The organism is Parafrankia colletiae (assembly GCF_001854655.1).
In the GTDB taxonomy this organism is placed as follows: Bacteria; Actinomycetota; Actinomycetes; order Frankiales; family Frankiaceae; genus Parafrankia; species Parafrankia colletiae.
Window position 1 is genome coordinate 1 of the sequence record NZ_MBLM01000156.1, and the last position, 26,262, is coordinate 26,262.

25 protein-coding genes and 1 pseudogene are annotated in these 26,262 nt (G+C 72.8%); 13 read left to right on the forward strand and 13 right to left on the reverse strand.

Annotation, left to right across the window (positions count from 1 at the left end; translation table 11 throughout):
- Positions 1-465 precede the first annotated feature (465 nt).
- The 4 genes and pseudogenes from CC117_RS28665 to tnpA all read right to left on the reverse strand — a co-directional run bounded on the left by CC117_RS28665 (position 466) and on the right by tnpA (position 3,281).
- Complete coding sequence (locus CC117_RS28665) at positions 466-1,113, reverse strand: LuxR C-terminal-related transcriptional regulator (protein WP_071089827.1); 648 nt, start codon at positions 1,111-1,113, stop codon at positions 466-468.
- The gene (locus CC117_RS28670; protein ID WP_071089830.1) at positions 1,104-1,337 is read right to left on the reverse strand and encodes a hypothetical protein; all 234 of its coding nucleotides are present in this window, start codon (positions 1,335-1,337) and stop codon (positions 1,104-1,106) included. The genes CC117_RS28665 and CC117_RS28670 overlap by 10 nt, the downstream gene beginning before the upstream one ends.
- A 327-nt stretch (positions 1,338-1,664) precedes the next feature.
- Positions 1,665-2,864, reverse strand: coding sequence for an RNA-guided endonuclease InsQ/TnpB family protein (locus CC117_RS28675; protein ID WP_116287925.1), 1,200 nt, complete (start codon positions 2,862-2,864; stop codon positions 1,665-1,667).
- 14 nt (positions 2,865-2,878) lie between these two features.
- Positions 2,879-3,281: pseudogene (gene tnpA, locus CC117_RS36775) on the reverse strand (IS200/IS605 family transposase).
- 95 nt (positions 3,282-3,376) lie between these two features.
- Between tnpA and CC117_RS28680 the strand changes: the two are divergent.
- Positions 3,377-3,802, forward strand: coding sequence for a MarR family winged helix-turn-helix transcriptional regulator (locus CC117_RS28680; protein ID WP_071089832.1), 426 nt, complete (start codon positions 3,377-3,379; stop codon positions 3,800-3,802).
- Positions 3,803-3,825: 23 nt separating this feature from the next.
- Here CC117_RS28680 and CC117_RS28685 read toward each other — a convergent pair whose 3' ends face one another.
- The gene (locus CC117_RS28685; RefSeq protein ID WP_071089836.1) at positions 3,826-4,839 is read right to left on the reverse strand and encodes a Gfo/Idh/MocA family oxidoreductase; all 1,014 of its coding nucleotides are present in this window, start codon (positions 4,837-4,839) and stop codon (positions 3,826-3,828) included.
- A gap of 180 nt (positions 4,840-5,019) precedes the next feature.
- Between CC117_RS28685 and thpR the strand changes: the two genes are divergently transcribed.
- Positions 5,020-5,604 (forward strand): RNA 2',3'-cyclic phosphodiesterase, encoded by a 585-nt coding sequence (thpR, locus tag CC117_RS28690; protein WP_071089922.1) that lies wholly within the window; start codon positions 5,020-5,022, stop codon positions 5,602-5,604.
- Here the strand turns inward: thpR and CC117_RS28695 are convergent.
- From CC117_RS28695 to CC117_RS40715, 3 genes are all read right to left on the reverse strand, one after another.
- Entirely contained in the window at positions 5,553-5,924 is a 372-nt protein-coding gene (locus tag CC117_RS28695) for a winged helix-turn-helix domain-containing protein (protein WP_071089925.1), read from the reverse strand. The genes thpR and CC117_RS28695 overlap by 52 nt on opposite strands.
- A 104-nt stretch (positions 5,925-6,028) precedes the next feature.
- Positions 6,029-6,562: a cupin domain-containing protein gene (locus CC117_RS28700; protein ID WP_071089839.1), complete on the reverse strand. Its 534-nt coding sequence runs from the start codon at positions 6,560-6,562 to the stop codon at positions 6,029-6,031.
- Positions 6,563-6,806: 244 nt separating this feature from the next.
- Entirely contained in the window at positions 6,807-6,887 is an 81-nt protein-coding gene (locus CC117_RS40715; protein ID WP_407673604.1) for a putative leader peptide, read from the reverse strand.
- A gap of 771 nt (positions 6,888-7,658) precedes the next feature.
- Here CC117_RS40715 and CC117_RS28705 point away from each other — a divergent pair.
- The 4 genes from CC117_RS28705 to CC117_RS28720 all read left to right on the forward strand — a co-directional run bounded on the left by CC117_RS28705 (position 7,659) and on the right by CC117_RS28720 (position 10,420).
- Positions 7,659-8,396, forward strand: coding sequence for an NADPH-dependent FMN reductase (locus tag CC117_RS28705; RefSeq protein ID WP_241830516.1), 738 nt, complete (start codon positions 7,659-7,661; stop codon positions 8,394-8,396).
- A 71-nt stretch (positions 8,397-8,467) separates the two neighbouring features.
- Entirely contained in the window at positions 8,468-9,019 is a 552-nt protein-coding gene (locus CC117_RS28710; protein ID WP_407673605.1) for a flavin reductase family protein, read from the forward strand.
- Between the two features lie 147 nt (positions 9,020-9,166).
- The gene (locus tag CC117_RS28715; RefSeq protein WP_071089845.1) at positions 9,167-10,066 is read left to right on the forward strand and encodes a sulfotransferase family protein; all 900 of its coding nucleotides are present in this window, start codon (positions 9,167-9,169) and stop codon (positions 10,064-10,066) included.
- A 78-nt stretch (positions 10,067-10,144) separates the two neighbouring features.
- Positions 10,145-10,420 carry a DUF2530 domain-containing protein gene (locus CC117_RS28720; RefSeq protein WP_071089847.1) on the forward strand — a complete coding sequence of 92 codons (276 nt, stop codon included), beginning with the start codon at positions 10,145-10,147 and terminating at the stop codon, positions 10,418-10,420.
- Between the two features lie 36 nt (positions 10,421-10,456).
- On the opposite strand, the gene CC117_RS28725 is transcribed toward CC117_RS28720, so the two are convergent.
- The gene (locus tag CC117_RS28725) at positions 10,457-14,050 is read right to left on the reverse strand and encodes a sacsin N-terminal ATP-binding-like domain-containing protein (RefSeq protein ID WP_071089928.1); all 3,594 of its coding nucleotides are present in this window, start codon (positions 14,048-14,050) and stop codon (positions 10,457-10,459) included.
- Between the two features lie 240 nt (positions 14,051-14,290).
- Between CC117_RS28725 and CC117_RS28730 the strand changes: the two genes are divergently transcribed.
- The 3 genes from CC117_RS28730 to purM all read left to right on the forward strand — a co-directional run bounded on the left by CC117_RS28730 (position 14,291) and on the right by purM (position 18,278).
- On the forward strand, positions 14,291-15,058 hold the full coding sequence (locus CC117_RS28730; RefSeq protein WP_241830517.1) for a sterol carrier family protein: 768 nt from the start codon (positions 14,291-14,293) through the stop codon (positions 15,056-15,058).
- 386 nt (positions 15,059-15,444) lie between these two features.
- On the forward strand, positions 15,445-17,145 hold the full coding sequence (gene purF, locus CC117_RS28735; RefSeq protein WP_071089850.1) for an amidophosphoribosyltransferase: 1,701 nt from the start codon (positions 15,445-15,447) through the stop codon (positions 17,143-17,145).
- Positions 17,142-18,278 carry a phosphoribosylformylglycinamidine cyclo-ligase gene (purM, locus tag CC117_RS28740; RefSeq protein WP_071089853.1) on the forward strand — a complete coding sequence of 379 codons (1,137 nt, stop codon included), beginning with the start codon at positions 17,142-17,144 and terminating at the stop codon, positions 18,276-18,278. Before purF ends, purM begins: the two co-directional genes overlap by 4 nt.
- 374 nt (positions 18,279-18,652) lie before the next feature.
- On the opposite strand, the gene CC117_RS28745 is transcribed toward purM, so the two are convergent.
- Both CC117_RS28745 and CC117_RS28750 read right to left on the reverse strand, forming a co-directional pair.
- Positions 18,653-18,862 carry a DUF3073 domain-containing protein gene (locus CC117_RS28745; RefSeq protein WP_071089856.1) on the reverse strand — a complete coding sequence of 70 codons (210 nt, stop codon included), beginning with the start codon at positions 18,860-18,862 and terminating at the stop codon, positions 18,653-18,655.
- Positions 18,863-19,148: 286 nt separating this feature from the next.
- Positions 19,149-20,264, reverse strand: a complete 1,116-nt coding sequence (locus tag CC117_RS28750) for a Leu/Phe/Val dehydrogenase (RefSeq protein ID WP_071089859.1) — start codon at positions 20,262-20,264, stop codon at positions 19,149-19,151.
- A 415-nt stretch (positions 20,265-20,679) separates the two neighbouring features.
- Here CC117_RS28750 and CC117_RS28755 point away from each other — a divergent pair, with 415 nt between their 5' ends.
- The 4 genes from CC117_RS28755 (at position 20,680) to CC117_RS28770 (ending at position 24,680) form a co-directional block, all read left to right on the forward strand.
- Entirely contained in the window at positions 20,680-21,510 is an 831-nt protein-coding gene (locus CC117_RS28755; protein ID WP_071089860.1) for a hypothetical protein, read from the forward strand.
- Between the two features lie 153 nt (positions 21,511-21,663).
- Positions 21,664-21,870: a developmental transcriptional regulator BldC gene (gene bldC, locus CC117_RS28760; protein WP_006540950.1), complete on the forward strand. Its 207-nt coding sequence runs from the start codon at positions 21,664-21,666 to the stop codon at positions 21,868-21,870.
- 233 nt (positions 21,871-22,103) lie between these two features.
- Complete coding sequence (locus CC117_RS28765) at positions 22,104-23,918, forward strand: carboxylesterase/lipase family protein (RefSeq protein ID WP_241830518.1); 1,815 nt, start codon at positions 22,104-22,106, stop codon at positions 23,916-23,918.
- 126 nt (positions 23,919-24,044) lie between these two features.
- On the forward strand, positions 24,045-24,680 hold the full coding sequence (locus CC117_RS28770) for a DUF3592 domain-containing protein (RefSeq protein WP_131803153.1): 636 nt from the start codon (positions 24,045-24,047) through the stop codon (positions 24,678-24,680).
- A 48-nt stretch (positions 24,681-24,728) separates the two neighbouring features.
- On the opposite strand, the gene CC117_RS28775 is transcribed toward CC117_RS28770, so the two are convergent.
- Positions 24,729-25,160, reverse strand: a complete 432-nt coding sequence (locus tag CC117_RS28775) for a VOC family protein (RefSeq protein WP_071089868.1) — start codon at positions 25,158-25,160, stop codon at positions 24,729-24,731.
- A gap of 66 nt (positions 25,161-25,226) precedes the next feature.
- On the reverse strand, positions 25,227-26,183 hold the full coding sequence (locus CC117_RS28780) for an AraC family transcriptional regulator (RefSeq protein WP_071089871.1): 957 nt from the start codon (positions 26,181-26,183) through the stop codon (positions 25,227-25,229).
- Positions 26,184-26,262 lie beyond the last annotated feature (79 nt).

Sequence of the window (26,262 nt, forward strand, 5' to 3'; positions counted from 1 at the left end):
TCGGCGTTGGCGCGCTGACCGCTCCGGTGGCGAAGTCATTGGTGGCCGACGGCCCGTCGCACCGGTAAAGGCGGCTGTTGTCGATCATGTTGTCGATGGGGGTTGACAACCCTATTTCAAAGACAGTTGACTTCTTCAAAATGGTGCAATCTTCGCGTATCACGGAACGAAACGGCCAAATCGGAAAAGTCGTGCACGAAGGGGAACCGCCTGGAGACGTCGCGAAGTGGTCAGGCTGTTACACAGAGGGTGTGGTGCGCGTCTTCGGGTAGCGCCGTCGGGTACTCCAGCCGGTGGGCCCACCGCCTCGCGGAGCGACCGAGGGTTCTTGCTGGTGAGCAGCCGGTGATGGCTGACCTGCGCAGATGCGCGCGGACGTGGCGCCGAGCTCTCGTGCCGGGCGGCTGTCGCATGTCCCGTCGGATCGACGTCCGTGTGCCTGGTCCAGGTGCCCGGACTGCCGGATCAGCCGAGCTGTGCGCCGGGTGCACCTGCTGGGGGGAGGGATGTCACCTCACCAGCGGAACGGAGCCAGGCGACAACGGCCAGCACCCGCCGGTTGTTGTCGCCCGAAATCGGCATCGCGAGTTTCGAGAACACGCTCGCCACATGGTTCTCGACCATTTTCGGCGCCAGATGGAGTTTCGCCGCGATTTCCGCGTTCGAACGACCCTCGGCCATTTCGCGCAGGACGGCACGTTCCCGTCCGGTGAGCCGGTCGAGGGCCTCGGCGCGGCGGCGGTGCGCCAGCAGACCGGCGATGATGTCCTCATCCACGACGAGGCGGCCGGCGGCGATGCGGTGCAGCCCGTCGAGCAGGCCGTTGAGGTCCGTGACCCGGTCCTTGAGCAGGTAGCCCATGCCGCCTCGGCCGTCGCCGAGCAGTCGGACGGCGTAGTGGACGTCCGCGTAGGTGGAGAGGACCAGGACCCCCACCGCCGGGTACTGCACACGGATCCGCTCGGCGGAGACGAGGCCCTCGTCGGTGAACGTCGGCGGCATCCGCATGTCCAGGATGACGACATCCGGCGGATCGTCGGCGAGCCGCGCGAGGATGGGCGTCGGCTCGGCGGCCTGCGCCGTCACCTGCACCCCGGCCGCGGTCAGCAGCACGCCCCACCCAGACAGACCCAGAAATGGGTGTACGCGAACGAGGAGACCGCGGCGCTCGGGCCGTGCTCCCAGGTCGCGGTCCAGGTCACCGCCCACATCAGTCCACCCGGCACGAACGCCCAGCTCACGCTGCCGAGGGCGTCCTCGTCGAGGAGCAGCAGGCCGGTGAGGACGAAGGTGACGGCGACCAGCACGTTCAGCGAGGCGGGAAACGGGGTGACCAACCCCAGGCCGGCTCACCGCACAAGAGTGACACACCGGTCGGTCGCGTCTGAGGGTTACCCCCCGGGTGGGCAGGGTGGTAAGTACCCCGAAACGGTGGAGGTGTCCCGGAAGCGGCGAACCGTCGCCGCGGGAAATTATGAAACCGGCCCTCCCGCCGGCTCCGCCGCGCACGGGCAGGTGCCCAGGAACGTCGGGAGCCGGACGCTACCGGGGGGCGGYCGGCCCCCGGCACCCGTTGTGTCGCCGTCAGATCGGCCTTGAGTACGGATGAGGCCAACCAGTAGCTTCTACGAGTGACTACTCCGACGGCTGAAGCCGCCGGCTTCTCAGGCCGCTTGCGCGGCCTGACGGGCCAGTCCGGCCCGGAGGATGTTGACGGCCGCGTTCACGTCAGCGTGCGCTGTGTACCCACACGCCACACAGGCGAACACGGCCTGGGTTCTGCGGTTGTCGGCGTGGCAGTGCCCGCACACCGCGCAGGTGCGGGACGTGTTGGCGGGTGGTACCTCGACAACCGTCCGTCCGGCACTTTCAGCCTTGGCGTGCAGTACAGCGAGGAACACCCCCCATCCCGCATCCAGAATCGACCTGTTCAGTCCCGTCTTGGCGGCCTGCCCGTTGGGCAGGAACGCCCCCGGCCGGTCGGGGGCGGGTCTCGGGGCGGCCCTGCGGGTCATGTTCCCGACCCGCAGGGCTTCCACGGCGATCAGGTCGTGCTCGCGGACCAGCCCGAGGGCGGTCTTGTGGGCGAGGTCGAGCCGCTGCCGGCGCACCGTGCCGTGCAGCGCGGCGACCCGCGCCACCGCCTTCCGTCTCCGCGCCGACCCCCGCTTCTTCCGCGCCAGCTTCCGCTGCGCGCGGGCAAGCCGGCCGGCCACCACGGCGAGGTAGCGGGGGTTACCGATGTGCCGGCCGTCGGAGGTAGTCGCCAGCGACACCACCCCCAGATCCACCCCGACCACCGCGCCGGCGACCGGCAGCGGCGCGGCGGGCACGTCGTCACAGGACAGGAGTACATACCAGCGGCAGCCCTCCCGCTTGACGCTGATCGTCTTGACGGTGCCGAGTACCGGCCGGTGCTGGTTGACCTTGACGTGGCCGACGCCCTGGAGCCGTACCCGGGTCTGGGTGGGGTGGTCGGGCTGGGAGTCCCAGCGGCAGCCGTCCCCGTCCTTCGGCCAGGTCACCGTGTCGAACCAGCCCACACCCCTGAACCGCGGATAGCCCGGCTTCTCCCCGGCTTTCACGCGGCGGAAGAAGGCGGCCATCGCTGTGTCCAGCCGGCGCAAGGTGGCCTGCTGGGAGGAGAACGACCAGCGCGCCTGATCCGGGTCGTCCGCGCGGATCTCTTTGAGCTGAGCGGACTGGTCGCCATAGCGAACCGTTGTCCGGGACGGGTGCCGGTAGGCGTCACGGCGYTCCTGAAGCGCCGCGTTGTACAGCGCCCGGTGGCTACTGAGCATCGCCGTGAACGCGGCTGCCTGCTTGACGGTCGGGCGGAGCTGGAACTTGAACGTCCGTCTCACGGCCGCTCCTTGTGTCATGGACGCTCGTACCGGGTGTCGATGTACCGGCGCACCACTGTCGGCGGAGACCGCGCCGACAGTGGCGACGAAGTACGACCACGACCACAGGGTCGACAGCCGGGACCGCAGGTGCGGGAACTCGGCGCGCAGGACCCGGCTGGTGAATCCCTTGAGCTGGTTGGCGACGTACGACGGGGAGTGCTTCGGATGAGCATTGACGAACAGATGCACGTGATCCGGCATGACCTCCAGCGCGCCGACGCCCCAGCCGTGTTCGGTGCATTTCTGTCGGATCAGCTCGTCGCGCCGGTCGCGGACCGGGCCGGTGAGCACGGGCCGGCGGTACTTCGGGCACCACACGACGTGATATCCGAGGTCGTGGACGCCGCCCGCGCCCACCGTCACCTGCCGAACCATGATCCGATCATGCCGGTGCCGCACATCCATCAGGGTTGCGGTCCGTACCCGATTCCCCTCACGCCTGAAGGCGTCAGTCCCCTCGGGACTCTCTGATGGAGAGTGTGGGTGTCGCGGAGCTTGCGTCGACCCTGCGTCTGTCCGTGATGCGGTTGTCCCGGCGGATGCGCCAGGAGCGTTCCAGCACGTTGACGCCCACCCAGGTTGCGACCCTTGCCACGCTCGCCCGGCATGGGCCGATGACCCTCGGTGAGATCGCCGCCCACGAGCGCGTGCAGCCGCCGTCGATGACGCGGGTGATCACCACGCTGGCCGAGGCCGGCCTGGTCCGCCGCGGCCAGCATCCCTCCGACGGGCGTCAGGTGATCGCCGAGGTCACGGAGGAGGGCCGCGACCTGCTCACCGCCGACCGCCGCCGCCGGGACGAGTGGCTGGCCGAGCGCCTCGCCGACCTGCCCCCGCAGGACGCCGACGCGCTGCGCGCGGCGGCACCCATCCTCGACCGACTCGCCGGCCTCTGACCCGCAGGCCCGGCGGCCCAGCGCTAGAGCTCGACCCAGCCGCCGCGCTGCCGGGATGCCGTGGCCGCCACCTGCAGGCGGGTGGCGGTGAGCAGGTCGTGGAAGGTGGCGCCACGGACCAGCGCGGGATCGTTCAGCTCCGCGGCGCGCACGACGTCATAGGTCGCCTCGACCAGGCCGGGCCGTTCGGCGGGGACCGTCGGCATCCACAGGTCGCGGACGCCCGTCCGGTCCTGGCGTCGCACCCGCCGGCCCTGGACGACCATGCGCCCCGCGTCGCCGCAGACGGTGACGACCGCGGTGGCRAGCTCGCCGCTCATCCGCTCGTTGATGAGGATCGTCGTGCCGTTCGCGGCGAGCAGGGCCAGGGTCACCGGCGCCTCCGGGGTGAGCGCGGCAGCCGGCATGCTGCCCGGATCCGCGCACACGGCAAGGATCTCGCCGCACCAGCGCAGCGCCAGGTCGATGGTTTCCGCCCGGCCCAGCGGGCCGGCCGGCGCACCGACGACAGTGATCTGGCTGAGCCGTCCCAGCGAGTGGACGGACGCCTGCACATGCCACGCCGCCGGCCAGGCCCGCCCGTCGAGGGCGACGACGTGGGCCAGATCCGCGTCCTCGGCGATGTCGGCGACGGCGCGCAGCGACTCCGCCTCGGCCGTGGCCGGCCTGGCCAGCAGCACGTGCAGGCCCGCCTCGGCCGCCCGGCGAGCCACGAAGTCGGACGCCGGTGGGGCCATCTCGACGCAGATCGCCTCGATGTCGTCCGAGAGCAGCGCGATCAGGTCGCTGTAGGCCCGCGGAGCATGCGCCTCGGCCGCCCAGGCCAGCGACTCCAGTGGCTCCGGGGCGAGCAGGCCCACGACGTCGACACCGGCGTCGCGCAGGACGTCCGCCGTGGTGAGCTCCGAACCGTCGGTGGCCAGGGCCATCGCGACCGGAAGATCGGGCTCGTCGCGCCGCGCGGCGCGACGGTCGGAGCGCCACGCCCGGGAAAGGCCGGGATCGCGGGGCGCCACCAGTTCGGGGACCGTCGTCACAGCTCCGATAGTGCTCCTGAAGGCCACCCGCGGGTGGGCGGTCGGGCCGATACCGTCGTCAGACCACCCACTCGAACCAGCCCGCTGTGACCAGACCTCCTCACGCCGAACGGGGGTGCCGTTCCGGGTGGGCCGGGCCAGGTGTGCCCACGCCGCCACGGCGCGGTATGAGTGTTCGTGATGAGGTTCTTCGTCGCGCTGCTGCCGCCCGCGGACGTCGTCCGCGACCTGGCCGCCGCGATCGCCGCACTCCCGGGAGACAGCCGTCCGGAAGAGGCCGTCGCGGCGCTGCGCTGGACGAGCCCGGACCGCTGGCATGTGACCCTGGCGTTCCTGGGGACCGTCGATCCCGGGGTGCGGGCGGGGCTTGCCGAGCGGCTGGGCCGCGTCGCGCACCGGCACCCGCCGGTCGAGCTGCGGGTCGACGGCGCCGGGCAGTTCGGCCAGCGGGTGCTGTGGGCGCGGGTCGCCGGTGATCTCAGGCCGCTGGCCACGGGCGTGCGGCGGGCCGCCATCCGGGCGGGTGCGGCCGACGGAGACGACCGCCCGCTGCGGGCCCACCTGACGTTGGCCCGGGTGCGGCCCGGCGCGGACGTCGGGCTGCGTGAGCTGGCCGGTGCGGTCGACCAGACCCTCGGCCGGGCGGCCGTGCCGCTGTCATGGACCGCCCGGGCGATGACGCTGATGAGCAGTTCCGGTGGTTCGGCGCCGGTCTACAGCATCGAGGGCGAATGGGATCTGCGGGGCTCGTCCGCCGGCCGGTAGCGGTAACCGACCCGACGGACCGTCTCGATGCTGTCCCGGTGCCGCCGGCCGAGCTTGCGCCGAAGCCGGGTGATCATGACATCGACCGTGCGGGGCGCGGACGCGCCCATGGAGCCGGGGTTCTGCCCCCACACCTCCCTGAGCAGCTGCTCGCGACTGTGGACCCGTCCCGGGTTGCGCACGAGGTAGTCGAGGACCTCGAACTCCAGGTAGGTCAGGTCGATCGGCTGGCCGTCGACGAGGACCTGCCAGGCCAGCCGGTCGACGTCCACGGCGCTGTCTACGGGTGTTCTCTCGACGAAGCCGGCGTGGGCTGCCACGGTCGCCTCCAGGCGGATCAGGGCGGGCACTGCGGATGTCGGGGCACTGCGGATGTCGGGGGCGATGTCGAGGGCGCGGTGGATGTCGGGGGCGCGGCGGCGGCCTACGAGCAGCCGGTGACGTCGTCGCTGGTCGTCCGGACGGATCCGGTCCAGCGCAGGTCCGGCAGGTTGACGACGATCGCGTCCTGGGTGCTCCGGGCGATCACCACGAGCGCCTCGTTGTCGGGGTCCGGGTTCTCCTCGCGGTGCGGCACCCACGGCGGGACGAAGATGTAGTCACCCGGGGTGGTCCGGATGCGGATCTCCCGCGGCGGGCCGCCGTCCTCACCGTCGGTGATGTCCTCCGGGAAGACGAACTCGGGATTGCCGCTCACCACGTAGATCGCGGTCTCGGACCCGCCGTGGTGGTGGTTGGCCGAGGCGGTCGCCGGCGCCACGTGTGTCTGCCCCATCCAGAGCTTCGACGACCCGACCGTCCGTGCGCTGACCGCCGCCAGCCGGCGCATGCCCGAGCTCTGGGCGGTCTCGGCGTCGAGGGCCCAGGGCGCCACGTGGTGCAGGCGCCGGTGGAAGGCGTCGATGTCGGCCGGGGAGGGGGCGAGGTCCTCCGCGGTGCTGACGTGCAGTTCGCTCACGGGTCGGCTCCGGGCTCGGGTCGGTCGGGGACGTTCCGCGGCGGTGGCGCCGCAGCCGGAGTGTGGCGTGGATCCGGGCCGGGCCCGCCCTCGCAGCCCTGGCCCGCTGCCGCCGAAGGGCGGGGACCCGCGGTGGCGGGAGCCGGTGCCTCAGGCGCCGGGATGCGGTGGCCGGGAGGCGGTGGTGGTGCGGTGGCGCGGAGCCGGGCCGGTGACCGGGCGGGCCAGCACGCCGCCGGCGTGGTCAGAAGGCCGGACAGGCCGCGGAGGCAACCCTCAGCAGGTCGATATGCCCCCGCGTGACGAGGTATGCCGGCTTCAACACGGGACCAACGGAAACACGCCTGACGATCCCGCGCCAACCAAACTCTTATGTGATCTGACTCACTTTATCACTTCTTGACTGAACAAAGGCCTGCTCCGCACAGTTTTGGACGTGGCCGCTTCCCTACTTCCCAGCAGTCGGGAGCTGCCGTCTCCTCGCTCGTTGTTCGCCTCCCGCCCGCTGCTCACGCGTCGGCGGTGCGTCGACTACGGCCGTGCCACCCGCAGCCGCTGTAGTCGCTGTAGCCGCTGACCGAGCTTTCTGAAGCGGGCCGGGTCGAGAGTCCGGGCCGCGGGTCTCGTCACGCGTTCCTGTCCGTTCCGCGTTTCCCCGCCTGTTCCGTCCGCCCGTGCCTCCGCCGCCCACTGCCCGCACCTCCCGCGCACCCACCTCCCGCGCCTCCGCTGACTCGCGCCTCCGTCTGTTCCGTTCGTCCCGCCGTTCCTGACAGTGGCCTGCCGGCCTGCCGCCGGGCCATGTCCCGTCATGCCTGCATGCCGGGACATCGGATGCGGCGTCCCGCCCGCCATCGGCGGCGGCGCGGGGGATGTCCGGCTCCGCCGGGGCCAGGGGGTGGGTTCGCGGCCCCGGCGCGGTCGGTCGGTGGCACGCCGCGGCCCGGAACGGGACACCCGCCATGGCTCGTGGCCGCATCCGCGGCCAGACCAGGTCGGACGCCGCTACGCGACGTCCGACCAGACTGGAAGGCCATCCATGACCCAGTCATCACCGCTCGCGCTGATATCGTCACCATCCACATCTGCATCCCACGTGCCTTCGCCCGTCGTTCTGTCAGCGCCGGGTGAGCTGCCGCGCCTGGTGGTGATCAGCGGCAACCCGAGGACGGGGTCGCGGACCCTCGGCGTCGCGCGTGACCTCGCCGAGCGCATCGCGGACGATCTTCCCGTAGCCGGCATCGAGATCATCGACCTGGCGCCGCTGGCCCGGCGGCTGTTCGACAACGACAGCCAGGTCGCCGCCGCGGCCCGCACCACGGCCGCCGCGGACCTGCTGATCGTCGCCTCCCCGGTCTACAAGGGCAGCTACACCGGCCTGCTCAAGGTCTTCCTCGATCTGCTGCCGGGCGGGGCGCTGCGCGGCGTCACCGCTGTCCCGCTGGTGGTGTCGGCGGCGCCGGACCACTCCTTCGCCGGCGATCTCTACCTGCGCCCGGTGCTCGTCGAGCTCGGCGCCACTGTCCCCGCGCGATCCTTCGCGGTGGTCGAGGACCAGCTCCTCGACCTGGACATCGTCGTCGACTCCTGGGTGGTCTCCCACGGCGACGTCCTGCGGGCCGGCGTCCTCGGGAACGCGGGTGCCCGCCAGCGTGCAGGCGCCGCTCCCCGCGGCCTCGGCGCGGTGGGCCCGACGGACCACTTCCCGCGCGTCGCGGCTGATCACATCACTCACGCGGTGGCGGACGCCGTCGTGCCAGCCGGGCAGCGGTCCGCCGCGCCCGGCGGGCCGCGGGCCGTCCTGCGTACGGACCTGGCGGAGGCAGCACTGTGACTCTCGACACCCTTGGGGTGGAAGCCTTCGACGCGCGCGGCGCGACAGTGGCCGACCACCGCGGCGCGGCAGTGATCGTTGACCGGCGAGAAACGGCGGCGGCGGACATCCGGAGCGCGGCGGTGGTCGAGCCGGCCGCCCTGCGGAGAGCGTTCCGCCGGCACGCCGCGGGGGTCACCGTCGTGACGATGGCCGGACCGCGGGGGCCCGTCGGATTCACCGCGACGTCCGTCGCCTCGCTGTCGGCAGATCCGCCGCTGCTGTCGCTGTCCCTGTCTGCGACCTCGTCATGCGCGCCGGCCCTGCTGGCGGCGCCGAGCCTGGTGGTCCACCTGTTGTCCGATGGTCAGGAGGGGCTGGCTGCCCGCTTCGCCACCTCGGGTATCGACCGGTTCGCCGAGCCGACCCGCTGGCGACCGCTGCCCACCGGCGAGCCGCTGCTTGTCGACGCGTCGGTGTGGCTTCGGACGCGGATCCTCTCCCGGCTGAGTGCCGGAGACCACCACCTGGTGATCGCCGAGGTCGTCGAGACGCAGGTCGAGTCGGACGCGGAGGCCTCCACAGCGCCTCTCGTCTACCACAACGGCAGTTACGGGACGGTGACGCCTCGCGCTTCCGGCTGACGGCTGTCGCCGCCGGACCCCGGCTTCGAACCGCCCAGGTCCGGTTGAACACCGCTGTGGTCCGCGTTATTTTCTACTTAACCCGTCGAGAAATGCGGGTATATTCTTGGCTTCTGCATGACCGTGGGTCGGGAGGAGGGGCCGGCAGTGGCGCTGCCCGACTTCGTCGTGGTCGGAGCTCCCGATGCCGGCACGCGGGTACTCCACGCGGCGCTCGCCCGTCATCCCGGGCTGGCGATGTCGGAGCCGGCCGAACCCGGCTTCTTCCTCGCCCCCGGCGAACGGCCGCCGCACCCGGGCGGCGCCGAACCCGATGTGCCGGTCTGGTGCCGGGCGGACTACGAGGCGCTCTTCCCCAACAGCGGCCTGCGGCCCCGGGGCGAGAGCACCCCGTACTACCTGGCGGACTTCCCGGCCCAGCGGCGCATGCACGAGCTGCTGCCCTACCTGCGCATGGTCGTCGTCCTCCGCGACCCGGTCGAGCGCGCCTACGCGAACTGGCTGGCACAGCGCAGCGCCGGCCTCGAACAGCTGCCGACCCTGGCGGCGGCGCTGGAGGCCGAGGAGGCACGCCGCGCCGCGGGGTGGAAGCGCCGGTGGCGGTACGCGGAGCACGGCCGGTACGGCAGCCAGCTGCGGCGCCTCCACACCCTGTTCCCACCCGGCCAGGTGCTGCTTGTGCGCTACCGGGACCTTGTCGCCAGGCCCGCAGCCGCGCTGCGTGACATCTGCGCCTTCGTCCGCGCGGTCGACCCGGCGTCCACCGGCGCGGGTCTGGCCGCACCAGGCTGCACGTTCGTCCCGGCGGTGCTCGGGCCCGACGGCGTCCGGGCGCGCGAGGTGAGCTCGGAGGACGCCGATCCCCTGGCCCCGGCGCTGGCCGTGCTGCACCGGCGCCTGGACCCGGGGCCACCGCTCCCGCCCGGTCTGCGCGAGCAGGTCCTCGACCGCTTTGCCGACGACATCATGCTGCTCGCCGAGGTCACGAGGCAGTCGTACGACGAGTGGCTCGACCGCGGGGACCTTCCGCTCGGCACCAGCAGCTGACCGCCCGTCGAACCCGCCCGCCGAACCCACTCGTTGATCCCGCCCGTCGGGACCGTGGGCGGGGTAGCGTCGCCAGTGATGAGCACACCCCTGCCGGACGCGGCCAGCCCGCGCCCCGAGGAGCTGCGCCCACTGCCGTATGACGGCGTCCGCTCGGTCGCCGTCGGCACCGTGGTGTGGCTGGTCGCCCTGCTGGTGATGCTGCCCTTCACCGACGACCTGCGCGCGGACGGCCGGCTCTGGTGGATCGCGACGGCAGCGGTCGGCTTCGGGCTCGGGCTGCCGGGTCTGTGGGTGGTGGTGCGCCGCCGACGGCGCCTGCGCGAAGCCGGCGAACCGCCCGGCGCCGCCTGATCCCGCCTGCCGTCGTTGCCGACGGCCGATGCCTCGTCACCGGTCGTCGAGGTCGTCCTCGGCCTGGCGCAGCTGGGCGCCATCGGGGTCACGCAGGGCCGCGGCGAGGCCGTGCCGCCGTTCCCACTGGCCCGCCTGCCAGGCCAGTGCCCGGGCGAGCGCGTCCGTGCCGGACTGGGCATCGACATGGATCTCGCCACCGATGCCGCCGACCACCCGCCAGGACACCCGGGTTCGCTGCCCGCCAGGGCTGCTGATCCACAGCTGCGAGTGCACGCGGTAGGTCGCCGTCAGCGGCCTGGCGGCTCCGGGCACGGCTGCCAGATCCGTGTCGGCGCCAGTGTCGGACGCGCCGCCGGATCCGTCCGCGGCGGTCTGATCGAGCACGACCCGCTGATCGAGCACGACCCGGCTCCCGGTGACCATCACCGTCCGGGTCACCGGGTCGCCGTCGAGCACGCGGAACTCGTCCAGGTCGGACGCCAGCCGCAGCCCGAGTACATGTGCGGCCTCGGCGGCCCGGTCCAGCGGGATCCGCAGGATCGGGTGGTCCGCGTCGAACGCGGCCAGCAGGTCGGGGGCATCGATCACCGCGACCTCGCCGGAACGGAACACCCCGGTGGGGGTGCGCACGGTCAGCGGCGGGTCCAGCAGCGGGCCCGCACCCCCCGGTTCGGACCCCAGCAGCCCGGCGGCACTGACCGCCGCCATGTAGAGGGTCCGCGCCGCGGGCCAGCCGATCTCGCGGTCGGCATCGCCCAGACGGTCGAGGAGGTCGACCACGGCCTCCGGGTCGGTGAGGACGTCATCCAGGGTGAGACGGCAGCCGAGCCGGCGCAGGAACTCCTCGTCCACTCCGGGCAACGGCGCAGCCGGCGCGAACAGCCCGGTGAGGAGAGGGTCCGCGCCAGGCAGGACCAGTTCCCGCGGCGGGAGCCAGGTGTCCGAACCGTCGCCTGTCGGCAGCAGGGCGTGCCGTGCCAGCCACCAGCGGGTGTAGGACGGTTCGGGGCCGAGCACGACCCCCCGCAGCGGTGGGCGCGCCAGTTCGGCGAGTGCGTCGGGCCAGGCGTCGGGGTCGACGAGCTCGAGGTCACGGACGGCCGCGAACCGCCCGAGCAGCAGCGGTGCGCCCGGAACGGCTGGCGCGCCCTGGATCGGCGGAGCCCCTGGGCGGCCCGTGGCCCGTTCGGAGGACTCGTAGACCTCCTCCACCCAGGTGTCGCTGTCATCCAGCTCGAGCAGGACCGGCTCGTCGGGGTCGAGGGTGACATCCCTCGCGCGGAGCACGCCGAACGTACGCAGGACGCCGACGGCTTCCAGGACCTCGCCCGGCCAGGCCTCGCCGTAGCGGGGGGCGAGGGTCCCGAACGGGGCATCGTCGGCCAACAGCAGGTCGAGCTGCCCGTCCGCGACGACCAGTTCGGCGGCCGGAGCGAAACCACCACCTAGTTCGGGGAGCAGCAGCCCTGACAGCCACGACGGGACACGCACCTGCCCGGGCCCGGAGCCTTCCGGCTCCACGCCGGGGCCGTCCGGCTCCGCGTCGTCGTCAGCGCCGTCAGCGGTGTCATGGACGCCCGCCGTGAGCGCGCCGCGGACCAGCGCCAGCACGCCGTCGGCCAGTGCGTGGAGCTCGTCCGGATCGTCGTCGGGGTCCGATCGGGTGACGGCCTCCCGCACCGCGGGGTCCCGCAGGACCCCGGCCGGGGTGCCGTCCGCCGCACCCAGGGTGCGTAGCGCGTCGCGCGCGGCATCCGTGCAGGCATCGGGATGGACGACGCGCAGCGGCAGGCCCGAGTGGGCGAGGGCGACGACGTCCAGCTCGGGGGTGGGAAGCAGTGCGCCGCGTGGCCCGGTCACCATCCGGCTGGGGGGTGTCGTCGTCGCGTCCGGCGAGGCCTCCCCGCTCCCTGATCCTGGGGTGATCCGGCCGGGGCCGGTGCCGGCCGGGCCGGGCTCCCCGAAGGCCGAGGCACGCTTGAGATCGTCGAGGTCGGGCACGTCCACCACCGGGATGGGCAGTGCGCCGAGTGCGTCCCGATCCGGTGCGGTGAGCAGCAGCGGGTACAGGCCCGCCCACCATGACGGCGCCCGGTGCACGCCGCGGAGCACCTCCACGACCCCGCTGGTGTCCAGACGCCGGACTCCGAGCAGGTCGAGCGCCGGTCGCCGCCGGCGGACCGCGAACTCGGCCGGCAGCAGGCCGTCGACGACGACCTCCTCGTCATCGCCGGCTCCGTCGTCCCGGGTGGCTCCGTCGTCCCGGGCGGCGTCGGCGTCCGGGACGACGGCACCGGCGCGCAGCAGGGCGGTGACGGTGTCGGTGGCGGGTCCCAGGTCCAGGACGACGCAGTCCCGGCCCACCCGCCCGCCGGGCAGGAACGGGGCCTCCGGCAGGAGCGCGAGCAGGCAGTCACGGAGCCGGCCGTCCACCTCGCCACGCGGCAGGCCGGTGGGGACGAGATCCAGAGCCGCGAGCGGATCCGGGCCGGGGTCCGAACCGGCGGTGCCGAGATGAACCGCGAGCGCGGCCACGGCCGCGGCGAGGCGGTCCGTGAGCCAGTCCCGCAGCGGGCCGGGGACGGTGTGCCGGCGGGAGGGGTCCAGCGGCAGATCGACGCTGATCAGCGCGGGGATGCCGACCGCCTCGTCGGTGGGCTGGGGGGCGCGGACGACCTGTGGGGCACCGGCGGGCCAGCCGCCGTCCGGAACCATCGCCCGGGCCGTGTACCCCGTGCGCCCCCGCTCCTCGACAGGGCGGTCCGCGAGCAGCTCGGCGGGGATGCCACCGCGGAGCACGCACCCGCGCCACCGCGTGCCGTCCACGATGGCTACCTCGAGGTCGGATCCGTCCGGGCCCGGACGGGTGGGTTCCCAGGTGCAGCGGTGGACGCGGGTGGTGCCGTCCATCTCGATGACGATCTCCTCGAGGCCACGCAGGACCAGCGGGAGAGTGGGATCGAAGGCGGCGATCAGGGCGCGGGCTGTCGCCTGCGCGGCCTCGTCCCGCAGCGGCAGCCGGACCACGGTGTCGTACCCGGCGGGCCCGTCCGGGACGTCGATGAGATCGGCGACCTCGGCGACCTCGGTGAGATCGAAGGGCAGACGCAGCACGGGCACCGCCCCCGCCCGCCGGTCGAGCTCCCCGTGCAGCGCGGTCGCGTCCGTTCCACGGACCAGCTCGGCGGTGCGGTTTCGTGACCAGCCGACGCCCCGCCAGGCGTCCGGGCCACCGTCGATCCGGGTGGATCTGGACAGGATCGACGGCGTGTCCGTCACCGCGAGCACGGCGGCGAAGCCGGCACCGAACCGCCCGACGGCCTCGACGTCGCGCTTGGCCGAGGCTCGCAGAGTCGACAGCGCCTCGACCCCGGCCGCGGTCAGCGGCGCGCCGGTGTTCGCCACCTCCAGCAGCCCGGAGGTCAGGCTGACGCGGACCCTGGCGGGCATCCCGGCGGCGGTGGCCGCGTCGACCGCGTTCTGGATGAGCTCGACCAGCAGGCGGTCCCGGTAGGCGCCGAGGGCAGCGTCCTCCTCGGCGTTCGCATCCTCCCGGAAGCGGCTGGGGGACGCGGTCCACGCCTCGAGGACGCGTGCGCGCAGCGTCGCGGTACCGAACGGGGTCACAACCACGGGCCCATCCTGGTCTGTGGCCGGCGGGCCGCGCCGGGAGGGGTGCCTACCATCGGCGCCGGGCAGGCGAGCGCCGGCAGGCGGCATGAATGCGGGAGGGGTGGTCCGATGGCCGGCGGTGGTCGGGGAACGGGACGAGGGGACGGGGACCGGCGCGGCCCGGCCGGGCGGAGCCGCTCCACGGGGCGGGGCGGGGCAGGCGGACGACGACTGACAGGCGGCCGGGTGYGGTCGGTGGGCGCCGATCCGGACCTCGCCCGCACGCTCGCCGAGCAGTGGACGGCCGTCGCCGACCATGTGGACCTGCTGTCCGACGACCAGGTCGCCGGGCCGGCGGCAACCCCCGGGCTGACCATGACCGACCTGATCATCCAGGCCACCAGCCGCGTGCTCGCGCTCGACCGGGCGGTACGCGGACTACCGGCGGCTCCTCCCCAGGATGGCGATCCCGAAGCCGGGCGGCAGCCCGCGGATCCTGCCGGCGGGCGGCCCGCCGGGATCCGGGCCGAGTTCCGGAACGCGGTCGCAGCCGCGACCGCCGGCCTGACTGGCACTGCCGGCCCGGCCAGCTCCGCCGGTCCGACCGACTCGGACCCCGGGCCGGAGCCGGAGCCGGGGTCGGGGTCGGGGGACGTCAGGGCCGGCGCGGTCGCGGAGGCGGTGGTGCTCGGCCTGGGGCTGGGAGCGACGCCGGTCCGCGCCGCGTTGCGCACGACAGTCCGCCTGATCACGGCGCTGCTCGCGCAGCGCGCCCCGGGGCGCGCGGTGGAGCTGCGGGTGCCGCCCTTCGCGGCGGTGCAGATCGTCGAGGGCCCGCGGCACACGCGGGGCACCCCGCCGAACGTGGTCGAGGTCGAGCCGTCGGCTTTCGTCCTGGTCGCGACGGGCCGCCTCGGCTGGGAGGAGGCGGTGGCCGACGGCCGCATCCGGGCCAGCGGGGAACGGGCCGATCTTCGCTCGCTGCTGCCACTGAGCCCACCGCTGCCGCAGCTGCCCGAGTAACCAGCGGAGCCACCGCCGGAGCCGCGCCCGAGGCGGCGGCCAGGCCCGTGGGCGCGCGCCGGAACGGCCCGCGCCTCGTCATCCGGGCGTCGGTGGGTTTCTTCGACCGGCGGGACCACGTTGGCTTTTGTCGTGCTTTCGCTGTGATTTCCTCGTGGGTCGGGGTCGGGGATCGTGCTCGACCGGCTGATCGGCGTCACCGCTGCTAGCGTTGGTTATGTGGGGAGTCGAGGGCGGGCGTGAACGTCGGGTGGTCCGAGACGCTTCTCGTGGCTGTCTGTTGATGTGAGCGTTGTCATGTGCGCCCGGGGTAGTACGACATCCGCCGTGAACCCGACCCGTTCCTCCCGACATCTCGGTCACCCTGACCTCATCTAGGAGACCTGGTGCCACACGTCGCAGACAGCGACGACTCCGCAGCCTGTCCGGAGTCGACCTCGGCCCACCCGCCCGAGTTGCGCGGCGGCTCCCGCCGCGGCGGTCCGGGGCGTGTCGGCCCGCTGCCGCCCGAGCTTCTCGACGACGATCCGGGCCCGCGCGACGCCTGTGGCGTGTTCGGTGTGTGGGCTCCGGGCGAGGACGTGGCAAACCTCACCTACTACGGCCTTTACGCACTTCAGCACCGCGGCCAGGAAGCCGCCGGCATCGCCGTCGGCGACGGGCGCACGGTTGTCGTCTTCAAGGAGCTGGGCCTGGTGGCCCAGGTCTTCGACGAGATCACGTTGTCGAGTCTTTCGGGGCATGTCGCCGTCGGCCACACCCGGTATTCGACGACCGGCTCGTCCACCTGGGAGAACGCACAGCCGTCATACCGGACGGCCGGGTTCGGCGGGCCGATCGCCCTCGGCCACAACGGGAACCTGACGAACATCGTCGAGCTTGCCAGCTCGCTCCACGAGCGCGCGGGCGGTCTCGGGGCGACCACCGACTCGGATCTGATCACGGCGATGCTGGCGGAGCATCCGGGACCCACTCTCGTCGATGCCGCGCTCGCGGTCCTGCCCCGGCTGCAGGGGGCGTTCTCGCTGGCTTTCGCCGACGCGTCGACGCTGTACGCGGCGCGCGACCCGCACGGCATCCACCCGCTGGTCCTGGGGCAGCTCGAGGATCGGCCGGAGGGTGCCTGGATCGTCGCCAGCGAGACGGCCGCGCTGGACATCGTGGGCGCCCGGTTCGTCCGCGAGATCGAGCCCGGCGAACTGGTGATCATCGACGCCGCGGGCCCGCGCTCACTGCGGTTCGCCGAGGCGGATCGGCATGTCTGCCTGTTCGAGTACGTCTACCTCGCCCGGCCCGACACGACGATCGGCGGCCGGTCGGTGCACGCGACCAGGGTCGAGGTGGGGCGGCGGCTGGCGCGGGAGGCACCCGCCGAGGCCGACCTGGTGATCCCGGTGCCGCAGTCCGGGGTGCCGGCGGCGGTCGGGTTCGCCGAGGCGTCCGGCATCCCCTTCGGGGAGGGACTGGTCAAGAACTCCTATGTGGGACGGACGTTCATCCAGCCGTCGCAGACCATCCGCCAGCGGGGGATCCGGCTCAAGCTCAACCCGCTGCGGGACGTCATCGAAGGCCGGCGTCTTGTCGTCGTGGACGACTCGATCGTGCGCGGCAACACCCAGCGGGCGCTGATCCGGATGCTGCGCGAGGCAGGGGCGACCGAGGTACACGTGCGCATCTCCTCGCCGCCGGTGCGGTGGCCCTGTTTCTACGGCATCGACTTCGCCACCCGGTCCGAGCTGATCGCCAGCGGCAGCGGTGTGGAGGAGATCCGCGAGTCGCTCGGCGCGGACTCGCTGGCCTATGTCTCGCTCGAGGAGCTGATCGAGGCCTCCGAGCAGCCCGCCGACGCGCTGTGCCGGGCCTGCTTCGACGGCATCTACCCTGTTCCGCTGGCCGATGCGGACAAGCTGGGCAAGCACCGGCTTGAGTCGTTCGGCCCGGCGACCACGGAAGAGGTCATCGCCCAGGCGGTGCGGGCACGGGTGACACTCGGCATGAACGGGGCCGACCCGTCACCGGACAGCCACGACGCCGACATCGAGCCGGTGCCGCTCGTGCCGACCCGGACAACCGGAGGTTCCCTGTGACCGGCGCCGTCACCGATGGCGCCGGCGGTTCGGCGCGCTCGGTCTCCTACCGGGACGCCGGGGTCGACGTCGAGGCCGGTGACCGGGCCGTGCAGCTGATGCGCCAGCACGTCGCTCGGGCGACCCGCCCTGAGGTGGTCGGCTCGCTCGGCGGGTTCGCGGGCCTGTTCGCGCTGGACGTCGCCCGGTACCGTCGCCCGCTGCTGGCATCGTCCACGGACGGCGTCGGCACGAAGATCGCCGTTGCCAGGGCGATGGACACCCACGACACGGTGGGCATCGACCTGGTCGCCATGGTGGTCGACGACCTGGTGGTGTGCGGTGCGGAGCCGCTGTTCCTGCTCGACTACATCGCCTGCGGCTCCCTCGAACCCGGCCGGATCGCCTCGATCGTCTCCGGAATCGCCTCCGGCTGCGAACAGGCAGGCTGTGCGCTGGTGGGGGGTGAGACCGCCGAGCACCCCGGCCTTATGGGAAGCGACGACTACGACCTGGCCGCGACGGGGGTCGGGGTCGTCGAGGCCGACGCCGTGCTCGGGCCGGAGCTGGTCCGGCAGGGGGACGTGGTGGTCGCGATGGCGTCATCCGGTCTCCACTCCAACGGCTTCTCGCTGGTACGGCACATCCTGTTCGGTCCGGTTGAGCCTGGCCAGCCCGGAGGCGTCTCCGTTGCGGGCCGGGCGCTTCTGGCCGGGTACGAGGAAGCCCTGGGCGGCACTGTCGGGCAGGCGCTGCTCGCGCCRACCCGGATCTACGCCCGGGACTGTCTTGCCGTGAACGCGGCCGCGGAGGTGCATGCCTTCGCCCACATCACCGGTGGCGGGCTCGCGGCGAACCTGGCCCGGGTGATCCCACCCGGCGCCGTCGCCACGGTGGAACGCTCCACCTGGCGCCCGCCCGCCGTGTTCGGCTTCCTCGCCGAGCGTGGCGGCGTCAGCGAAGCCGACATGGAGGCCACGTTCAACCAGGGCGTTGGAATGGTCGCAGTGGTCGCCGCCGACGACGCGGCGGCTGTGGTGCGTCTGTTGACGGATCGGGGGGTGGCCGCCTGGATCGCGGGCGGCATCGAGGCCCAGCCCGATGGTGGGAAGCCGCAGAGCGGTTCGGCGCGTCTCGTCGGCGCCTACCGCTGACAGGGAACACCGCACGCGGCCCGGGAGGCCGGCCTGTCGGGATCGGCGGGACACGGTCTCTCGCGTCACGTGCCGCCCCGCCGCTGTGCGGGCGCCGCGCGCGCGCGGATCCGGACCGCCCCCCGCAACCCATGGTGAATGGTCGCAGGTCATTGCCGTGGGAGCCTCCTCGGCCGGAAGGATCCTGACCTTCGGAACTCTAGACCGCGACACCGACAGTTCCGCCCAGATCAGTTTCGAGGCCCGGCGTGCCCGTACAAGACGGGCGTACCGGACTCGACCTCCGACACCCATGGCCACCTGAAGCCAGGCGGCCATGGCCTGCCCACCCGGTGTCACCCGGAAGGGCGGCATCGGCCGGGGCGGCCCCGGACTCAGCGGGATGAGCGGTGCTCGTCCTCATCGTCCAGGTATGAGTCGTAACCGTATTCGTCATCCGAGTACGGTTCGTCGCTCTCGATCTCCCGCGATGGTGTACCCGCGCCCAGATCCGCCTTCAACCGGTCGAGATCCATACTGGGCGAGTTGTACTTGAGCTCGCGGGCGACTTTCGTCTGCTTGGCCTTCGCTCGGCCGCGCCCCATGGCTCGACCCCCTCGAACATGACGACGGGGACCCGCCCCGGTGCTCTCACTGTCTCGTGCTTCCCGAGACTACAGGGATCGCAGCCCACTCGGCACGCCAACCCGACAGTTACCTGTCGTCGGACAACAGAAAGAAGATCGTCGGAGGCTCCAGGGCGCCCCCGGGACCCCCTGACAGCGGGCACGCCGGCCTTCGGCGAGGCCATGGATGTGCTCATCGTCACGCTCTCCTGATCGCGGCGGGGCGCCCGGCGCGGCGCCGGTGGCCGTCGGGCGCCCCGCCCGGTCACGGGAGCTGCCGGTCGGGGACGAGGATGCCCCGCAGACGGCCGATATCGGCCATCCGGCGCCGCGCGAACCGGCCCGCGGCGACCTCCGGTGTGACGTCCTCCGCCTCCGCCAGCCGGAGGACGTCCCCGGTCGTGTCGAAGATCCGGCCGGCGCGTGCCCTGGCCCGTTCCGGGGAGTACCCCTCGATCTCGTCGGCGACCTGGATGAGGCCGCCCGCGTTGACCACGAAGTCCGGCGCGTACAGCACGCCCGCGTCGGCGAGCACCTTGGCGACCCCGGGGTCGGCGAGCTGGTTGTTGGCGCCGCCGCAGACGATCCCCGCCCGCATCTGCGGCACGACGTCGTGGGCCAGCACGCCGCCCAGCGCGCAGGGGGCGTAGATGTCGACGTCCGCCCGGATCAGCTCCCCGGGGTCGGCGACCGCCCGGACCTCGGGATGCCGCGCCAGGACGCGCCGTACGGCGGYCGGATCGGTGTCGCCGACCAGGACTGCCGCCCCGGCGTCCACCAGGTGCTCCACGAGGCGCTGACCGACCTTGCCGACCCCGCTGACGGCGACCCGGCGGCCGGTCAGCTCCGGCGTCCCCCATCGGTGCCGGGCGCAGGCGCGCATGCCCTGGAAGACGCCGTAGGCGGTGAGCACGCCCGAGTCTCCCGAGCCGCCGTGGGCGGGCGACCGGCCTGTTGCCCAGCGGGTCTCACGGGCCACCACGTCCATGTCCTCGACGTAGGTGCCCACGTCGCAGGCGGTGATGTACCGGCCGCCGAGGGAGGCGACGAACCGCCCGTAGGCCCGTAGCAGCGCCTCGCTCTTGTCGCGCGACGGGTCGCCGAGGATGACCGCCTTCCCGCCGCCGAGATCCAGGCCGGCGCAGGCGGCCTTGTAGGCCATCGCACGGGAGAGCGCGAGGGCGTCGGCGAGTGCGGACGCCTCGTCCGGATAGGCGTGGAACCGGGTGCCGCCGAGCGCCGGCCCGAGCGCGGTCGAGTAGACCGCGATGATGGCGCGCAGGCCACTGGCCTGATCGGAGCAGAACATCACCTGCTCGTGCTCCGCGCCGGCGCCGAACACCGATGAGGCCACCGTGGGCGTGTCGACCTCCGATGACATGGCTGCCTCTCCTCTCCGGGGGCGGGGCGGGGCGGTGCGGGCCGCGGAGGGGCGCGGGCAGGGCGCGGACCGCGGGCTCCGTCAGCCGTTCCCGGCCGAACATACGGGCCTCCCGCTTCGCCTCCCGCCGCACGGGCGCGCAGTGCGCGCCCGCGGGGCCACCCCCGTTCGCGCCAGGGCAGTGGCCTTTCGGTGGGTGGGCGGCACCCGGCCGGAAACGGTCCACCGGGGCCGGCTCGGCGAGATGCCGGACCTCTCACCGCCGTCCGGCCCGCCCCGCCCCTGGTCCGTGCCAGGATCGGAGTCATGCCAGCATCCAGGGGCATGTCAGCACCCGTACCGGTGCCCTGCCGGCGGGCACCCGGTCCGGTGGCCGCCGTGCCGGCAGCCACTCCCGCCCATGCCGGGTTCTAGGGTGCCCGTCGTCTCGCCCGCGGCGTACCTGCGGATCTACGAGCCACTGGCGGCGTTCCCGCCCTCCGACCGGGTGCGGTGGCAGCGCTACGCCGCGTCCGGCCMGCCCTCGAGCCGTGCGGGTGYCCGGCGCGAACGGGTGGTGGCGCTGGTGGCCACCGTCCGGCCGTCGCTTGATGTCGCCGACGAGTCCGCGTTCATCCAGTGGGTGGACGGACTGATGTTCGTCTGCCCGTGGTCGACGCAGCTGCGTGTGTGGCAGGCGGCCAGGGAGTTCCGTGGGCAGATGCCGGAGCGGGTCGCCGAGGCGTTCCTGCCGCGCCGGCTGGTGGACCCGGCCGAGGTCGAGCTCGATCGGTGGAAGGCGCGCCGGCCCGAGATCAAGCTGCATGTCCAGACCTGTACCTGGATGGTGCCGCCGACCTGGTTCGTGCTGTTCGACCCGGCCGAGCGTGCACTGATCACCGGCGACAACGCCGACCGTTCCATGATCTACCGGACGACGATGAGCCTCGCCCGCCGCCGGGTCGGCCGCGCGGTGGAGGCGATGGAGACCCTCCGGTCGGGGACCGCGAACGTCCCCGCGATCGAGGGCGTCGCCGAGCTGGCCCGTTGGCTGGGGTCCTTCCATCCGCAGAGCAGGGTTGAACTGGACTACGACGGACTAGTTGACCTGCTCGACGACGACATGCTTCGGCGGGACACCTCGGTCGAGGACATCGTCGAAGCGGTCAGCGCGTTACGCCGAGGGCGAACAGACCTTGCGGTCGAGGCGTACGAACGCGTGCTGATCAGGTGGAGACCCCTGCAGTCACGGGAATCCGCCAGCTGATCGGCGCCTCCTGTTAGCGCAGCGTTGCACTCCGCTTCGGACGAGCTGTGACTAGTCAGCAGATGGTCCTGACGTGCCATGTCCGAAATGCCCCCGAAGGATGCACGATCTGTATGGGACGGAGCGACGCTCTGTGACGGGAGGCCAACGCAAATGACGACGAGAACGCCGGATGCCGAGCCGCTGCTGACGCCCGCCGAAGTTGCCACGATGTTTCGGGTGGACCCGAAGACCGTGACCAGGTGGGCGAAGGCCGGGAAGCTGACCTCGATCCGGACTCTGGGCGGGCACCGCCGGTACCGCGAGGCCGAGGTGCGGGCCCTGCTGAAGGGGGTTCCGAGCATCGGTAGCGACATCTGAGACCGGCGCCGACTCGGCGCTGATGGAGGCGTCCTGGTAGGTCCAGGCGTTCGGTGGCGGCCCGGYCGGGCTTCGAGCCCCACGGCCGGAACTGCCACCTGAGCGGACGTCCCATAGCGATATTTTCCACCGCTCCGGGAGGGCGGTGGTGGTTCGTGTGTCGAAACCGACGGGCAGCAGCCACGCTGTCCGTCGGTTTCGTACGTTTTCGGCGCACGTGTAAGGATTGACGCGTGATCTTGCGTCGCGCGGCGGCGCCGATGAGGCTGTCCGCCATGGCAGGGGGACCGGGCGCGACAGGACGGGGTTCGACGGGACAGGGCTCGACGAGGCTGGCGGGAATGCTCCTGCCGCTGTTCCTGGCGGCGGCGGTTCTCTGCGGCGCCTGCGACGGCGGCCGCGGCGGATCGGCCGAGCCTCCGGGCGGTCTGAGAGCCGTGCCCGCGCCGGTGGCTGCGACCACCGGCGGTGAGGTCCGCGGGGTTGTCGCCGGTGATGTCGTCTCCTTCTACGGCATCCCCTACGCGGCCGCTCCGGTCGGGAACCTGCGCTGGCGGGCCCCGGTGCCGCCGGCGCCGTGGCAGGGAGTCCGCGACGGGTCGGTGCGGGGCCATCCGTGCCCGCAGACCGACGCCCTGGCGGCCGCCGCCAGCGAGGACTGCCTGTTCGTCAACGTGACCGCGCCGACGGCCGCGGTCGCCGCGGCGGGCGTTACGAGCACTGGCGGCAGCACCGGAGCCAGCGCCACCGCCAGCGTGACCGCTCGCACCGGGGAGGTCCGGCGGCCGGTGCTGGTGTGGATCCACGGTGGCGGCTTCGCGGCCGGCTCGGCCAACGAGGTCGACATGTCGGCACTCGCGGCCGGCGGGCCCGCGGTGCTCGTCGGGGTGAACTACCGGCTCGGGGCGCTCGGCCAGCTCGCGCTGCCGGCGCTGACCACCGAATCGGGCGGTGACGCCGGCTCCTACGCGGTCGCGGACATCATCGCTGCGCTGCGCTGGGTCCGGGACAACGCCGCTGCCTTCGGCGGTGACCCGGGAAACATCACGATCTTCGGTGAGTCGGCCGGTTCGGTGAACGTCTGTGCGGTGCTGGCCGCGCCGTCCGCACGCGGACTGGTCCAACGGGCGGTCATGCAGAGCGGTCCGTGCCTGTGGCCGTTTCCCGCGATGGCGGCGGCCGAGCGCACCGGCGAGGCGTTCGCCGCCCAACTGGGCTGTACCGACCCGGCCACCGTGCTCGGCTGCCTGCGGGCCACCCCGGTGGAGCGGGTGCTCGACATGGGCGGCCAGGCGGACGTCCTCACCTCGCCCAGGTGGGCTCCGGTGACCGGGAGCCTGACCCTGCCCCGGCCCCCCGCAGAGGCGATCGCCGAGGGCGCGGCGGACCGCGTACCGGTCATCGTGGGGACCGTTCGGGACGAGGGACGTGCCTTCACCGCCAACTTCGACCCGGGTCAGGAACTGACCGCCGAACGCTTCACCCAGATCGTCCGGGAACAGATGCCGGACAAGGCGGACGCCGTCCTCGCGGCCTACCCGCTCGGCGCGGTGCCGCCCCGCGAGCGCCTCGCCCAGGTGATCACGGACCGGCTCTTCGCCTGCCCGACCGCCCGCTCGGCGGACCTGTTCACCCGGACCGGCTCGCGGGTGTACGGGTACGAGTTCGACGTCCCCGGCCTGACGCCGGTCATCGCCGGCGTGAACCCGGGGGCCACGCACACCGCGGAGCTGCCCTACCTGTTCCCGGCCGGATCATCCGGATCGCCGACGTCGTCCGGTCCCGCGGGGTTCGCCGCGGGACCGTCGGCAGGGCCGTCGCTGACCCCGGACCAGCGCGACCTGTCGGCCGCAATGATCGACTACTGGACCCGGTTCGCGGCAGCCGGTGATCCGAACGCGGCCTCCTCCACCGGCCCGCTGCCGGCCTGGCCCTCCTGGCCGGTGACGCGAACCCCGACCTCACCCGACCGGCTGGTGCTCCAACCGGGCACGATCGAAGCAGGTGCCGGCTACGCCGCGGCACACCACTGCGAGATCTGGGGCTGAGCCCGCTGACGGCCGACCCGCACGGCCGGCCGGCCGTCCAGCGACCGCCGACTGCTGGCCGGTCCCGCTGCCGGGACAGCCCTCCTCGGAGTCGGCGGTYGGGGCGGTATGCGAAACAATCAGCCGATGTCGGTAGACAGCCAGGGCGCGGCCACCGCCGGCATCGGAAAGAAAGATCGCCAGGAGTTCCTGTGGCGGCTGACAGACGCGGACATCATCACCAGCCGTGATGGGGGACGTCGCCTCCGGGCCAGGGTGCCAGAGCGTACGGCAGGAGCCCTGGCGAACAATGTGGTCTGGCTGGCCGGGGAGACGGTCGCCGTGGCGCTGGTCCTCGTGCTCGCGCTGGTGGTGGGTGAGATCGACCCGGTATCGCTGATCGGGGCCCAGGTGTTCGTCCTCATGGCGCGAGCCGGGGCGGAGTTCCGCCAACAGGTGCGGTTGGCGCACCATGGGATGGTCGTTGACGGCGTCGTCGTGAGCCTGTCCAGGCTCGGCTTCCTGGATCCTGACTGGAAACCCGTCAAGGTGCGTTTCGTTACCGCACAGGGTTCGACGCGATCCTGYCGGATGGTCGTGCGACGAGCGGCGGTGGGGAAGCGGGTGACGGTCCGCCATGACCCCTGGTGGCCATGGCGGACGGCCTGGGGACCGTCTGGAGGGGCACTGGTCTTCCTGGCCGTCGCCCGGCTCGTCGGTGGCTTTCTCGCCTACTTCCTGTTGATGCTCGCAGGGATGGTCGCTCTCAGGGCGATGCTCTGAGACGTGCCGCGCACCTGAGGCCCGGGGACATCGCGGCGACACCTGATGTCAGCTGCTGCGGGACGCGCCGGGGTAGGTGCCGAAGGACCACAGGTTGCCCTCGGGATCCCGGGCGGCGAAGTCGCGTGACCCGTAGTCGGTGTCGTGGAGCTCGACGGTGATCCGGGCGCCCGCGGCGCGGGCCCGGGCACACAGCCCGTCCGGATCGGCGGTGACGACGTAGGCGCCGAAGGTTCCCGGGCCCAGCGCGAACGGGTCATCGGCACCGCCGCGGACAGTGCCCAGCATGATCCCCCCGCCCTCCGGCCAGGCGAGCTCGGCATGGTCAACACGGGCGGGGGATTCCGGCGACGCGGCGGTCTCGCCGTAGCAGACGACCTCTTCGAAGCCGAAGGCCGCGGCGAGGAAGTCGATCAGCGCCCGGGCGTCGCGGGCCCGCAGGCAGGGCCAGACCTGGGGCGGGGGTGCGGAGTCGCTCATGATTGTTTCGGGTCCCCTCGCGTCGATCAGGGCGATCGCAGTCCGATCCGGTGCGATCGGCTGTGATCAGCGGGGCCTGGTCGACCCCGGCCCGTCCAATACTTCGTCGTAGCCGTAGCTGCCGGCTTGGACGTTTCGGAACTCCTCGGCGAGCCAGCCGCTCGGGGTGCAGCCGGCGAGCGCGCGGAACTCGCGGGCGAGATGCGCCTGGTCGAAGTACCCGCACGCCGCCGCCAGATCGGCCAGGGTCGGCGACGGTCGCGGGCCACACCCGGGGCTGCTCCGCGCGCCCCGTCCGGCCGCCTGTCCGGCCGCCCAGCCGGCCAGCACCCGCCTGGCCCGGTCGAACCGGATCACCCGTCCGGCGGCCTTCGGGGACAGTCCGATCTCGGCCTGGAAACGGGAGCCCAGATGGCGGGTGCTCCAGCCGACCTCGGCGGCCAGCGCGGACACGGCGACGCCGCCGCCGTGGTGGCGCAGCAGGCTCCAGGCACGCCGGATCTCGGGCCGCACCTCCCGGTCGATCCGCCGGTCGGACCAGGCGAGGCCGGTGAGTTCCGCGTCGAGAACAGCGAACCGCTCCGGCCAGCCCGGCGCCTCCCGCAGGCGTCCCGACAGCCGGCGGCCGGCGCTGCCCAGGACGTCCTCGGCCGGGAGGTCGTGCGAGGCCAGCGCACCGGCGGGCAGCCCGAGCAGCGCGCGGGCGCCGAGTGGCCGCAGGGCCAGCTGGACGCCGGACTGGGCTCCCTGGTGACTGATCAGTGCGGGTGCCGTGTGCAGACCGGCCACCAGGGAGTCGAAGCGCCGGGCTGTGCCTGCGGGCGGCGCCGGTTCCGTCGGCCTGGGCGGTGTGAGCAGGACCAGCGGGTCGTCCAGAGTGAAGATCAGGGTCAGAGCGGGTGAGGGCAGGCCGCGGTGGGCCGCGGGGGGCAGGCCGCGCTGGCGGTACCCGCTGTACCAGGCCACGTAGGGGCGCAGTGCCGCTGCCGGCGCGATCCGGACGTGCTCGTCCACCTGCTCCACCGTCTCAGTGTCGACGTCCGACGTGGAGTTTGTCCGGTGCGCCACGCGACGGGGACGGCCCGGGTGGGAGGTACGCAAG